This window comes from Brasilonema angustatum, assembly GCF_059505445.1.
In genome coordinates, this window is record NZ_JCACKO010000129.1 from 70,120 (window position 1) to 83,605 (window position 13,486).

Consider the following 13,486-nt stretch of genomic DNA (forward strand, 5'->3'; position numbering starts at 1 on the left):
AACCTATCGTGACATACTCCTACACTTACTGCAAGCAGTACAGTCTAGGCTTCTCAGCCAATCCAGCTATTGCTTCGGAGGCGCTGAGCTTTGCTTTAAATCCACGGAATGCCCTACCGCAGATTAGATTTCTTACCTTGAACCCCACAAATTTTACTGTCCTGGATGAAGTGCTGGCTTATTTGCGCTATCGGACAAACCAATTGGTAATTTGTATTAATCAAGATGTGCCTACTTACTTTTCTGCTGTGCAACGGAGTCGCTTACCAATAATCACAATGCTACTGGACAGAGGCTTATCAGACACAATACGGGTGAAGCAAACGATATACATTGTAGCAAACAAACACAGAGATTGGGAATTCCGCGCTAAACGCGCCGCTTCGCTAACAAGCACTCCACTTCCTCGTTAAGTGGAGTCAACATCCGTCGGGAGTGCTTTCGTCATTCCCCGCCTTATATCCCGGCACCAAGTTTTCAACTATGGTGCGGGGCTTACGGCGAAAAAGCTAAAACGTTACTTCTGGTTTCCAGGCCCAGCTTGGGAACCAGAGGTAACACTTCATCAATTACTATTGTGGTGCAGGAGGTGGAGGAGCTACTTCATTTCTTCCACGTGCAGGAGGTGGGGGCGGAGCATTCCGTCCATCTGGTCTGGGAGCCATTGCTGGCCCTTGATCTGGGCGAGGACCCTTCTTTCCTAGTCGTTCTCCTCGCTTATGTGGAGGACGTGGCGCTTGAGCTTCGTAAGAACCGTTATAAGGAGGTTCTGTAAATATACCTGGTCGAGGATTTTGTACTCTCGGATTAACATCTGGTCGGGGCACTAGTCGTGCTCCTGGCGCTCCTGGTGATGCTGGTGGTGGGGAAGAGTTATCTGGTGAAGTAAAAGTTTGTACATCTTGAGGCTGTGGTTGAGCAAATGCGGGAGTTTCCACGGCGATCGCCAAACTACTCACAGCCAGAACTAAGAATACACCTAAACGACCTGACTGATATTTTGCTGGTTGAAACATTATATATTTTCCAACGTGTCTGATAATAATGTTTTATGCAAAAATCATGCCAATTCGATTTTTCTAAGTCGTTAGGGTTGGCTAAAACCATGACTTAACAGGACTTGCTTCTAAAAAACTTACGAGTCAGACTAGTAAATTCTGCCCCAGTTTAAATGTGTGCATCAGGCAGATGGGCGAACCCCGTCAGTCAAACAAAAACCCTCCGAGAAACCGGAGGGGTGGGAAATAAGGAGGTATTTTGAAATTAAAATAGGCTCCTTGCTAGAGTAGATCTAGCTCCTGAAGAATCTTAAGCAAAGTAACAACTAGCGAAGCAATAGAACCTACATCCTTGGTAATTTTGAGTAGTTTTCGCCAGTTGTGTAGAGATCGTTTCTTTTTAACCTGTTTAGACTGACTTGAATCATCAGCGTTTTCTTCTACAATAGAAGTGTGGACGCTTTTGCCAAAAGCGTCAGCTTTTTGTTTTCTCATAATTTCCCCTGATAAGTGGTTTGAGTTTTTGGTTGATCGCCAGTTAGCCAAAGACAATTAAGCAACTTTTCGTGACAGCCTTTGGTTGATTGCCAGTCAGCCAAAGGCTATTTAAATGACATTCAAAAAAAGTCATATTTTTTGAATGTCATTTTCCTGTCTGAATACTGATTGCATCTCCTATTGTATGATTAAGTACTTTCCCTTAACTCTTCACCTTTAGGCATAAATGCGAAATCAATTATTCAGTGTTTTCCCTTAACCTCTATTTTATTCAGAATACAAAAATCCGCTACTAAAACTGGTAGCAGATTAGATCGAATATTTTCATGTTTCTATTCACTGAAATTTTTACTACTAACAAAAGAAAGTATTTTCAGCAAAAATACTGATATTCGCTGTGCCACTTTATTTTCTGTCCAATTTTATATCCACTGGAGTTTCGACTAAAAGTCAGCGATACGCCTTTGACGTCTGCTATCCGCGCAATCGCCAGTCAAAGAGTACAAATATACTAAACAGGGGGGACATTTATTTTTTGGATTTCCGTTAAGACAAGGATTAATGAAGCGGAGGCTGCAGTCAGCTAAAACGGTCAGAATTGATCTCTAGGATTTGGTGAATGCCGATCGCTCTACTGTTTCCAAATTTAGTATGCAAATATACACATAATATTTTTATATTGCAAGACTATTTAATCAATATTCAAATTTGATATCAACTTTTTATGGTGGATCTTTCACAATCCAATATCATAAGTCTCAAATCCAGAGTTGCTCTACCTCGTGTACCGCACTTGGTAACATCTTTACCTGGTTCTCGTGCGAAAGAGATAGTGGAACGCGATCGCGCTGTCACTTCTTGTTCCTACACCCGCGACTACCCCTTGGTTGTTAATCGAGGTGAGGGGTGTATGGTGGAAGATGTAGACGGCAATGTGTTTTTGGATATGACTGCAGGAATTGCTGTCACAGCCACTGGACACGCATACCCGGAAGTTGTGCAAGCGATCCAACAGCAAGCAGCAAAGCTGGTGCATATGTCGGGGACTGATTTTTACTACGAACCAATGGTGGAACTAGCGGAGAAATTAGCCGACTGTGCCCCTTTCCCCAATAGTGCAAGGGTGTTTTTCACCAATTCTGGAGCTGAGTCTAACGAAGGAGCGATCAAACTAGCAAGATATTATACTGGGCGTTCTCTGATAGTTGCCTTTTTGGGAGGATTCCACGGACGCACCTATGGCGCGATGTCTCTGACTGGTTCCAAAGTCGTGCAGCGAGCAAACTTTGGTCCTCTGGTTCCAGGCGTGACGCATATCCCCTACGGAAGTCACGCAAGCTTGGATTACTTAGAAAAACAATTATTTCCCACAATGCTACCGCCAAAAGAGATCGCGGCAATTGTTGTGGAGGCGATACAGGGAGAAGGGGGTTATATTGTGCCAGAGGATGGATTTTTGCAGCGTATTCGCCAAATATGCGATCATCATGGCATTCTGATGGTCGTTGATGAAGTGCAATCTGGGATGGGACGCACAGGTCGTTTATTTGCCATTGAACATTGGGATGTTATGCCTGATATCATAACCACAGCAAAAGGTATCGCCAGTGGTTTACCTTTGGGAGCTATTCTCTCTCGCCCGGAAATCATGACTTGGCAACCAGGTTCCCATGCTACCACCTTCGGTGGTAATCCTGTTGCCTGCGCGGCTGCGATCGTTACCTTGCGACTGTTGTCAAGTGGTTTGATGGCAAACGCTACTAATATGGGAGCATTACTACAAAAGGGTTTGCGTCGTCTATCACAGCAGTTTCCGCAAGTTTCGCCGCCACGAGGAAAAGGCTTGATGGTCGCAGTCGATTTGTTAGATAATCAAGGTCAGTTTGATTCTCAACTACGCGATTTTATTCTTCAAGAAGCTTTTTTACGTGGTTTGTTATTGCTTGGTTGTGGAAAAGCAGCCATTCGCTTTTGTCCGCCTTTGGTTATTGATAGTGACCAAATTCAAACAGCTCTCGAAATTCTTTCTGAGGTTTTAACAACTCGTCGTAATTCTTCATCCGTGCATACAATGGGGATCTAATATAAGACTTACGCAAAAGAGATCCCCCAACCACGCCAGGTGCTACAACGGGGGCAACCCTCCGCAGTCGCCACAACGAGGCCAACCCCAACGCCAGACGCCTTAAGTCAGGAAACCCGCCCACGGCGCTGGCTCCGCAAGGCGCTGCTCTCCGCAACACACTGGCTCCCCTAAAAAAGGGGGCTTTTAAGATTCTCCCTTTTTTAGGGTATAGATAAATGCGTCCCCAATTGTTAATTTCAAAATTATTTCTTTCTTTGTTGGTTTTTGTTAGCACAGCGGGGCGTTTGCGTAGCGCCCCCTTAGGGGCTAGCCCTCCTTTGAATTTTGAATTTTGAATTGTTTGGTCGCATTCTTTTTTCAAATTGGTCTAAGTAAGTCGGTGCAAAAAAATCAAACTGTGTAAAGAAAAGTAAATAAGGCTGAAACTCTTTTTCTCCCTGCTCCCTGCTCCCTGCTTTATTCCAACAAGAATTATTTACGCCGACCTACTTACCCGTAACAAAAGATAGAGGATGACTCATATCAGCAGCAAAACCAAGGATGGCGCGATCGCGATGCTCGTAAAGCAATTCGCCTTGAGCATTAAACAGGAAAGTTGCTCCTCGTTGGGTAAGATAGGCAGAATTAGGAACATATGTCTTCCAGTTACTTAGCACTTCTGCCATATTTCGCAATCGTAAAGTGGCTAACTCAAACGGGCGCTGAAAACCTTTGCCACCCGCCCATTTAAAGAATGAACCTTTGAGTGGAGGCAAAGGGCGAGCATGAACAATTTCTTCATCGCCAATTAACTGAGGTGCTTTTGTGTCGCCCCTATATCCGCGAAACACTTCTCCTAGAGTACCAGGGCTACCAATTCCAGCACACATCAACATCAGGTTGAGCCAAGCATTGACTCCGGGCGATAAACCAGGTAGTTTGAGGGATAGACCTTCATACAGGTTGAGCGTTTGATGTAATTGGGCAGTGGGATCTACAAACAAACAATCTGCCGGAAATCCAGTATAACTACAGAATCGCTCACCAGAAGTGCGATCGCCAATTCCCACGGCTCGGATTGCGATTCCTTGCGCTTGAAGCCGTTCGGCATCTTGTCGCAACCACCAAGCATATTCAAGGCTGTCGAAATCTCCTAATTGTGGCAATATTAGCACCAGCTGCTTTGGTGAGGAAAAGCAACCGCTCAAGATAGATACAACTGCTCCATCACTCACGCGTTGACGTTCAGTTTGGTCCAAAATGCTATATGTACTCATCCGCTGCTAAGAGGTTAACTCTACATTTATCGTAAATCTTTGTAAAGGCGATAAGTAACTTACAGTAGTTTTCATATGAATAGACCACAAATCGTAGGGGAGCCAGTGCGTTGGACGGGTTTCCCGGCTTGAAGCATCTGGCGTTGGGCATTGCTTAGAAAAGCCGATGTGATAGACATTTGAGATATTAATGAGCAATGCCCACCTTACAGAAAACCGCTGTATAGTGGTTTCCAATTTCAGTAAGCAGAACTTTTCGATCTACTGATATTTGTAAATCTCTTTAGCAGGACAAGAAAGTGCAAATTAGCCGACTCACTCAACAAATACAATTCATCATCGAAATCGATAAACTAAAACAAATCCTCCGCCAAACTCTGTTGACTGATGGTTCACGTCAGGAAAATAGTGCAGAACATTCCTGGCATTTAGCAATAATGGCTGTAATATTAGCAGAATATGCTCCAGAAGGAGTTGACTTATCGCGTGCTATCAAGATGTTGCTCATTCACGATTTGGTGGAAATTGATGCAGGTGATACCTTCTGTTATGATGTGCAGGCTAACGAAAGCAAGCAAGAGCGAGAAGCTCAAGCAGCGTTGCGTCTATTTGGACTTTTACCAGCAGATCAAGCAAGTGAGTTGCGTTCTGTTTGGGAAGAGTTTGAAACACTGCAAACACCTACTGCGAGATTTGCAGCAGCCTTGGATCGCATACAACCCTTGCTGCACAACCAGCAAACTCAAGGGGGTACTTGGCGGATTCATAATGTTACACGCGATCAGGTGATGAAACGCGTAGCGCCTGTGGAGACGGGATCACCAGAACTGTGGTCTTTTGTGCAGCAACTGATAGAGGATTGTATAGCAGCTGGTTATCTTAAAGATGCTCCTGCAAGTACTCCAGCAAAGTAATACATCTCAAAAAGATAACGGGGCGGTATAATGCCCCTTCAAGAATTACACTGTGGCACATTTGGTAGGAAAGTGGCGCATTCCTTGGAGTTTTCCTGAAGCTTGCCCCTGCCCAACAGGTATTTGAGCCAATAGCGCCTAACTAGCTCAAAATTGCTTCCCACTCAGACTCACAGAGTGGTTGCACTTTTAACTCCATACCAAAACAATCTTCAGCAGCAGCAATTAAAGCGGCAATAATCTTCTCAATATCTAAGTTCTGGGGAAGGTGCACAGGGGAAAAAGATTCTGTACCAAATACTTGAGTAAATAACTCAGCACAGGGGTGCAAACGGATGGAACCATGTTGTAAAATAGCTGCACCTCGTCGCAGTTGGGCGCTACCAATGAGTTTAGTACCATCTGGCAAAATTAAATCTGCACCAGTCGCAGTGCCAAAACAGTTGGGATTGTGGATGTAACCGCGTCCAGCTGTACCGTATTGTAATTCTATGCCGAGCGATCGCCACCCTTGAATCAAAAACTCACAAATTTTTTGATACACCTGAACGCGACTCCCGACAAATCCAGATATTACATCAGATGTCACAACAGCGTAGGTTAAATCACCTTGATGTAACACTGCACGTCCCCCTGTAGGACGCCGCACTAAATCTAGTTTCTCACCTTGCCAAACCAGATGCTGCCAATGTTCAGGATATTTCTGTTGATGGTAGCCTAAAGAAATGGCAGGTGGCGACCAAGTGTAAAATCGCAAAGCAGGAGGATGTCCCGACTGATGCTGTTTTAACAACCAGCTGTCAATCGCCATCTGCACATCACCAGAGGCTTCTAGCAAGGGAATAAGTCGCCACACTACAGTCAAGCTGCACCAAACTCAGATTGTAATATTTCGTCGTTGTTATCGGCGATCGTTGCCACGATAGTAATTAAGCGAGAAGCTTCGCCAGCAGACAAATCTGCGAGAGTGCGTGTTGCAAGTACGACAACTTGGTTTTCAATGAAGGCGAAACGCGATTCAAAGGTGCTAGATGCATTCATCTCTAACAACTGTCGCATTAACTTAGGTTCATCTTTGGCGGGTAATTTCAGCACTGCAGACCAAACTGTTAAAGTATCTTCATCTGTTGTGCCGGTGAGTTGGACATACACTTCCACTGTGCCGTACTTGAACTTCCAACGGTAACCACCTTCTGAAGGATGACTCACCATTGCGCTGTCATCTTGTTCTAGGGTGTCGATAACGTTTTCGATTATCTCCACGTAGTTGATGTCATTTGTTTCTTCGATAATCTCATCGATGAGTTCATCAGTGGATGTGGATTCAGTCTCAACCGTTTCTGGATTGGATTGGTAGCTTGTCATACAGATTTTTGTCTCAACAGCATAATTGTTCCATCTAGACTACTTTATAGCTTTTGAACCCCACAATCTCAGTAACAACAGGTTTCTGAGATTGTGGTAGTTTTGGCTTTAAACCAAAGTACTGTAGTCTAAAGTGCTATCTGCAAAGATAAAATTTTCAAAGTTAGTAGTGGAGAGTGTAATCACATCTCCATTGTTATTGAAGCTGATGTTCGCTGGTTTGAGAGCATTATCTGAAGTCACACCAGAAATGGTGAGTTCAGAGCGATTGAATTGACTTAGATCAAGCGTATCCCAACCAGACCCGCCATCAACAGTCCCGGTACCAAACCCTTTGAAGTAGTCATTTCCTTTGCCTAGTTCAATTTTGATACCACCACCAATAGTTACTTTCTGTTGAACTTCACCGATAGTACTGATGGCTGTAATTTTGTCATCGCCATCGCCAGTTTTGATGCTTCCCTGTCCATAAATGCCATAGGCTGCACCACCAATAGGTGCTGTGGCTTCTCCGGTAATAATATCTTGACCAATACCTGTATCAATCAGCCCATCGTTGAATATGCCATAGGCAGTACCTTTTGCTCCTAAGATATTGCCAGAACCAGTAATTGTGTCGTTACCCCTTCCTGTAGTGATGTTACCGTCTTTAGTATTTTGGATGCCTGTTCCATCGGCATTCTTTTTATAGACGATGTCACCAGTACCTGTGCCTGTGCCTGTGATTGTGTCGTCTCCGTCCCCAGTATCAAGTGTATTACTGTTAGTGATGCCTATTCCAACACTATCACCGTAAGTGAAAAAGCTATTAACTGGAGGAGCGATACTACCAGTACCAATTATTTTATCATTTCCGTTCCCCATATGCAGACTGCCACTGTTAACGATGCCAATTCCATCACCATTTCTAAAAAAGGGTACGACTCCAGAGCTGCCTACACCGCCGATACCAATACCAGTAAGTATGTCTTCTCCATCTCCAGTATCTAATTTGCCAGTGTTCCTGATACCTGTTCCAGATCCGCCGGCACCACCATAGCGAGAGCCATTATCACCCGTGGCTCCCTGACCAGTACCAGTAATAATATCATTCCCCCCCCCTGCATTTAGAGTACCTGTGTTTTCGATGCCAGTCCCTGCACCGCTAAGACCGCCGGCAGAGAATGCACTCGCGCCTGGACCACCGTTACCACCTGTACCATTGCCGATGATTGTGTCATTGCCTAACCCAGCATTAAAATAGCCAATATTCTGGATGCCGATACCATCCCCTGCATTACCGCCAAAAATCGTGTTTAGAAAAACAGACTGCGAAGGCTCCAATACACCTTGACCTCCACGACCCCCAATACCATTGCCGATGATTGTGTCATCGTCTAACCCAGCTTTTAGAGTGCCATTATTGTGGATGCCGATTCCATCACCACCTTTGCCTCCATTAGGGTTTTCACCGATAATACCTTTGCTGCCTTCCCCACCAGTGCCAGTGCCAGTAACAGAGTCATTTCCTGAGCCTGTATAAATGAAACCTCCAGTTAAAATATCAATCCCAATTGCTGGAGATGTATTTGATTCTTCACCAACTAAAGTATCGGAACCAGCCGTGCCTGTGAAATTTGGTGGAACAGTCAATCTAGGCATAATTACAATCCTCTAGAGATTCATTTTCTTTTACTTAACACTCTGTGAAAAGAAAGGATTTTACGCAATACCCGCTATTACTTTATAAAAATTGGAAAATAATGTAGAGACTGTACTGTACAGTCTCTACATTATTTTCCAACAGACGTTTATTAGTGAAATACTATACCAAGCTACAAACAGTTAACAAGTCCAAGACGCAGAACTTCCCTTGTGAAGTCACATGAATATCCAATAGAGGCATCGGCAAGAAACTTACCTGTTTGAGCCTGCTTAGTAACTCCATAGCCACCAAGAATTTCAAGTGCTGTTTGCGCGTTTTTAATTGCCACATCCACAGCAAAAGTCTTAGCTGCTGGTGCCTTCACCATTGCAGCGAGTTGGGGGTTAGTGTCTGCAGTATTTGCTGCCTCCCATACCGTTAATCGCGCAGCCTGGGTATTTATCATCATATCAGCAAGTTTCAAGGCGACTGACTGATGCTGGATAATTGGACGCCCCCAGCTAACCCGCTTTTTGGCATAATCTAAAGCATACTCATATGCAGCGCGAGCCAAACCAACGTAGCAAGCCGCAAGTCCAATAGCCACCTCAGGAAGCAACATGAGAAGTTTTGCCGCCTCCCCCTCTTTGCCAAGAAGATTCTGTGCAGGTACTCGCACGTTGTCAAGATGAATTTCTGCATGATGAGAAGGTTTCCAACCAATCATCTCGGTTCTCTTACCAAATTTCAGACCGGGGGTATTTGCTGGAATGTAGAATATAGACATACTCTCGCCCAAAGGCTTATCGAGAGCGGTGCGTGCAATGATGAAATATGCATCTGCAATCCCAGCATTTGTGACTAACGATGACTTTTTCCCGTTCAGGATGTATGCATCACCATCGCGTTGTGCAAAAGTCTTAAGTCCGATATTAGGATCAGGTATTGGACAAAACAAATCTGAGGTGGCGACGTTTGGCTCACTCTCTGCAGCACTATACAAGTGAGGTTCCCCGGAACGAACATGCGACAATATTCGCTTTTGCTGTTCACTTGTTCCAGCCCTAGTCACGAAAAGCGACATTGCAGCAGTCAGATTAAAGTAACTAGACGCAATACTGACATCAACCGCACCTAGTTCTTCCAGAACCAAAACGAGATCTACGCACTTTCCACCCAAACCACCGTACTCTTTTGGGAGTAATAATGACGTGAATCCTAGTTCAGTTCCTTTGCGGAACAGACTTTGACAGAAATCCCAAGGTTCTATTTCTGGATTATCAGATTCCTCAATGATTTGAACAATAGGTTGAATCTCTGTTTGGGCAAACTCAAGCGCTTTAGACTGCAACATCCGCTGTTCAAGAGTGAGGCTGAAGTCAATCATGATTTGTTTTTTCCTTCATCATTGGATGTTCTTGACGCCATAGGTTAGTAGTCTGCCAAACCAAAACTTGGGTGTGGGTTGGGGGAAAGGGTAAAAAATAAGACATCTTTATCCTTTCCCCTGGCAAGTTTCCTGAGCAAAACACTAGGAGCAATTTGGGATTTGCTTTCCATATGGCTCTCGCTAACTATCATATAGCCCTTGAGATGGTAGGAAAATCTTACCTATAACTCGATAATTTTCGTTTCATATGTTATTTTTAAGTCTTGTAACTCTTACTAGATAAAGTTTTCAGTCTTTGTGGCCTAACTTCAAGACATGGCAATTTAGATAAAAAGATGTCAAAATTACATATAAAAAAATCAACTCCTCATCTCCACTCGCCCTGCAAAGTAAACGCTGCCCAATATGAAGGTTTATTCCATCTTGAGTCTTGCCACAGTTTCAGTTGTGCAGCACGTAAACCAGCAGCAGGTGACTTTCCTTGCTGTAAGATTTGCTTATAAAATTCCTGCATCAATTGTGATGTCCCCTCGTCATCCACCCGCCACAGAGACACAGCCACTCTTTCTGCGCCCGCATACATCAAGCCTCTTGTCAACCCTACTAAACCTTCACCATTGACATCCTTGCCTAATCCGGTTTCGCAAGCACTCAGGACGACTAAATCAGCGGTAAAATCGAGGTTGAAGATGTCACCCAACTGCAGATAACCTTGAATCGGTTTACCAGCTTTGTCTACAAGCGAGAGAACAATTCCTGATAATTCTGGGTTGTTGGGATCTGCAAAGCCGTGGGTAGCAAAATGCAGGAACCGATATTGCGAGAGTTGTTTGTTAGTTGCCCAATTGTAGTTAGCGTCAAAATCAAAAGCTTGCAGGTAATTTGATGATGGTACAAGTTTCAATATTGCCTTTGCTTCTTCACCTGTACCAGGAAGTCGCCCCCACCCGTTGCGGTTGAAACTTCTTGCTACTTGCTTAAGGGCAGACTGTTGTAGTTGACTCCTCAAATCCAGTTCAGAAGCAAGTGTCTTTGATTTGCCACTCAGGCGATCGTCATCTGCATCGAATACAGGATCTGCTAAGATAGCGAGGGTTTTGGGTGCGGTTTTGCGTCCTTTGAGTTCTTGTCTTTGAAAGGCAATAGTTGATGCTGAAGGTAGATTGACTATTTCATGGTTGACAATTAATGGCTGATAATTGGAAGAAGCGGCTGATTTTCCTGGTTGAATTAATGCGGCAAAAGGAATCGATTGCAAAGCACCATCAGCAACAATGACTAAGCGCTTTTGTCCTAACTTGTCAGCCACAGGTGCGAGGATGAGTTGACTGAGTTCTGTTGCAGTTTTGGCTGCTAAGTTCCCTGTTGTTGGTTGTTGCAAGTCGTCTCTGAAATTCCTGGCTGGTGTTTCTATCTGTTTACGTCCAGGGAGTTCATAGCTATTGAGAGAATTGGGAGTGACAACCCAAAGATAACTGCGTTCTTCACCCAAGGAATATTCCAACAAGAGGGTATCTTTATCAAGTTGTTGCTGAATTTGGGGTAACTTCAAAGGTTGGGGATACTGTAGTGCTGCATATTTAGGGCTACTGGTGCGGATTTGAGTTTGTACTTCTTTTTGTTGAGTCAGGAGGTTATCAATTTCTTTTCTCAGGGCTGCTGCTTGTTCTTCTTTATTACCAGGTAACTCTTGCAGACTTTTGGCTTTGACATCAACAAGCACTTGCAAGCGCTGTTCTTCTGCCAAGAGTTTGGGATCAATGCCTTTGCGGATACCAGCACGAGCTTCGGTTAATAGTTCAATTAAACCACGGGCGCGAGAGCGTTCGCTGATGTGCAGTGCAAGAGCATCATACCCTTTTGATAGGTTCTTTTTGTGCAACTGCATCAACAAGTCGATGTAGAATTTGTAATAACCTTGCTTTGAGGCAAAGTAGGAAGTTCGTAAGTCTTGGTTGACAACTTTCGTGCGTAAATCTTCGATAATTTTGATAGAGGCTTCGATTTGTTTGAGGGATTCTTCTAAGTTGCCTCGATTGCGTTCTAGGTAAGCTATGTTACCAAGGGTAGTAGCTTCTCCACCCTTGTCGCCCACCGCACGGCGCAGTGGAAGTGCTTGGTTATAATATTCAAGTGCTTTTTGTTTTTCTCCTAAATCAGAGTAATCAGAGTAAACTGCGCCGATACCATTGAGTACTCCAGCTTCTCCACCCCTGTCGCCTACCGCACGATATAGTGAAAGTGCTTGGTTGAGGAATTCAAGTGCTTTGTGTTTTTCTCCTAAAGCGGAGTAAACTTTCGCGATATTATTGAGTGTTCTAGCTTCTCCACCCCTGTCGCCCACCGCACGATGTAGTGAAAGTGCTTGGTTGTAAAATTCAAGTGCTTTGTGTTTTTCTCCTAAAGTGTCGTAAACTCCCCCGATATTATTGAGTATTGTAGCTTCTTTAAACCTGTTGCCCATCGCACGAACCAGTGGTAGTGCTTGGTTGTAAAATTCAAGTACTTTGTGTTTTTCTCCTAAAGTGTGGTAAGTTAGCCCAATATTATTGAGTACTGTAGCTTCTCCATCCCTGTCGCCCACCGCACGATATAACGGAAGTGCTTGGCTGTAGAATTCAAGTGCTTTTTGTTCTTCTCCTAAATCGGAGTAAACTCTCCCCATACCAAGGAGGGTAAGAGCTTGCTTTCCTTTATCCCCCACTTTCTGCCATAATTGCAAAACTACTTCAAATTTTCTAATCGCCTGTCTCAATGATTCTGCGCTACCTTCTTTGAAAAATGCAAACCCTTCATCAAAAGCTTTTTGTGCTGCATCATAAGTTTCTTGTTGAGAATTAGTTTCTGGTTGCTGCGCTATAAAGCGTGTATTTCTCTTCTCACTCCAAAAACTCAAATCGTCGGTTTCACAAACAAAGCCTGTTTCCACTAACTTATTTGAGTCAGTGCAGGTGTTTTTTATTCGTGTACTAGCACCTTTCAAACGATTAGTTACCGTCAAGCGAGAGTTATGAGATATTGCCCCCACTGAATCTGATAACAAAACTGCACCAAGCAGCAAAGTTAAACTGTAACGAGCACAATTCAGTAAAATCCAGCAGATATCCTGCCGAGACTCGTCTTTTTTGTTCATACTGAAGTCTCAACTTATGAATAGTTACAGTCAGAATTCTGCCGGCACAAGAACCCTGTTATTTATACATTATTTAGTTATCTTCCAATAAATTGTGGGAATTTTATTGTTATTTTATGGGTAATGTTTACTTCAGTTTGTTTTGGTTTCGTTTTTTGCAACCAATGGAGAGAGTAGGGGATTTTCTGGAAGGTTGATTAAAGCTATTTTCAGTTAATTGAA

At 43.8% G+C, this 13,486-nt stretch carries 11 protein-coding genes; 3 read left to right on the forward strand and 8 right to left on the reverse strand.

Annotated elements, in window-relative coordinates:
• Positions 1–8 precede the first annotated feature (8 nt).
• Positions 9–413: a hypothetical protein gene (locus AC5JM2_RS22215; protein WP_495836997.1), complete on the forward strand. Its 405-nt coding sequence runs from the start codon at positions 9–11 to the stop codon at positions 411–413.
• 159 nt (positions 414–572) lie between these two features.
• On the opposite strand, the gene AC5JM2_RS22220 is transcribed toward AC5JM2_RS22215, so the two are convergent.
• Together AC5JM2_RS22220 and AC5JM2_RS22225 are read right to left on the reverse strand one after the other, a co-directional pair.
• Positions 573–1,016: a hypothetical protein gene (locus tag AC5JM2_RS22220; protein ID WP_495836998.1), complete on the reverse strand. Its 444-nt coding sequence runs from the start codon at positions 1,014–1,016 to the stop codon at positions 573–575.
• A gap of 264 nt (positions 1,017–1,280) precedes the next feature.
• Positions 1,281–1,493, reverse strand: a complete 213-nt coding sequence (locus AC5JM2_RS22225) for a hypothetical protein (protein WP_495836999.1) — start codon at positions 1,491–1,493, stop codon at positions 1,281–1,283.
• A 727-nt stretch (positions 1,494–2,220) separates the two neighbouring features.
• On the opposite strand from AC5JM2_RS22225, the gene AC5JM2_RS22230 reads away from it, so the two are divergent.
• A complete protein-coding gene (locus AC5JM2_RS22230) occupies positions 2,221–3,579 on the forward strand; it encodes an acetyl ornithine aminotransferase family protein (protein ID WP_495837000.1) in 1,359 nt (452 codons plus the stop codon).
• A gap of 488 nt (positions 3,580–4,067) precedes the next feature.
• Here the strand turns inward: AC5JM2_RS22230 and AC5JM2_RS22235 are convergent, their stop codons facing one another.
• Positions 4,068–4,838 carry a peroxiredoxin-like family protein gene (locus AC5JM2_RS22235; RefSeq protein ID WP_495837001.1) on the reverse strand — a complete coding sequence of 257 codons (771 nt, stop codon included), beginning with the start codon at positions 4,836–4,838 and terminating at the stop codon, positions 4,068–4,070.
• A 299-nt stretch (positions 4,839–5,137) separates the two neighbouring features.
• Here AC5JM2_RS22235 and AC5JM2_RS22240 point away from each other — a divergent pair, with 299 nt between their 5' ends.
• Positions 5,138–5,752, forward strand: a complete 615-nt coding sequence (locus AC5JM2_RS22240; RefSeq protein ID WP_495837002.1) for an HD domain-containing protein — start codon at positions 5,138–5,140, stop codon at positions 5,750–5,752.
• Positions 5,753–5,894: 142 nt separating this feature from the next.
• Here AC5JM2_RS22240 and AC5JM2_RS22245 read toward each other — a convergent pair whose 3' ends face one another.
• From AC5JM2_RS22245 to AC5JM2_RS22265, 5 genes are all read right to left on the reverse strand, one after another.
• A complete protein-coding gene (locus AC5JM2_RS22245; RefSeq protein ID WP_495837084.1) occupies positions 5,895–6,563 on the reverse strand; it encodes a lipoyl protein ligase domain-containing protein in 669 nt (222 codons plus the stop codon).
• A gap of 50 nt (positions 6,564–6,613) precedes the next feature.
• Positions 6,614–7,117 (reverse strand): YbjN domain-containing protein, encoded by a 504-nt coding sequence (locus AC5JM2_RS22250; RefSeq protein ID WP_495837003.1) that lies wholly within the window; start codon positions 7,115–7,117, stop codon positions 6,614–6,616.
• 108 nt (positions 7,118–7,225) lie between these two features.
• A complete protein-coding gene (locus AC5JM2_RS22255) occupies positions 7,226–8,758 on the reverse strand; it encodes a hypothetical protein (protein ID WP_495837004.1) in 1,533 nt (510 codons plus the stop codon).
• A gap of 173 nt (positions 8,759–8,931) precedes the next feature.
• Positions 8,932–10,128, reverse strand: coding sequence for an acyl-CoA dehydrogenase family protein (locus AC5JM2_RS22260; RefSeq protein ID WP_495837005.1), 1,197 nt, complete (start codon positions 10,126–10,128; stop codon positions 8,932–8,934).
• Positions 10,129–10,498: 370 nt separating this feature from the next.
• On the reverse strand, positions 10,499–13,264 hold the full coding sequence (locus AC5JM2_RS22265) for a CHAT domain-containing protein (protein WP_495837006.1): 2,766 nt from the start codon (positions 13,262–13,264) through the stop codon (positions 10,499–10,501).
• Between the last annotated feature and the right edge of the window lie 222 nt (positions 13,265–13,486).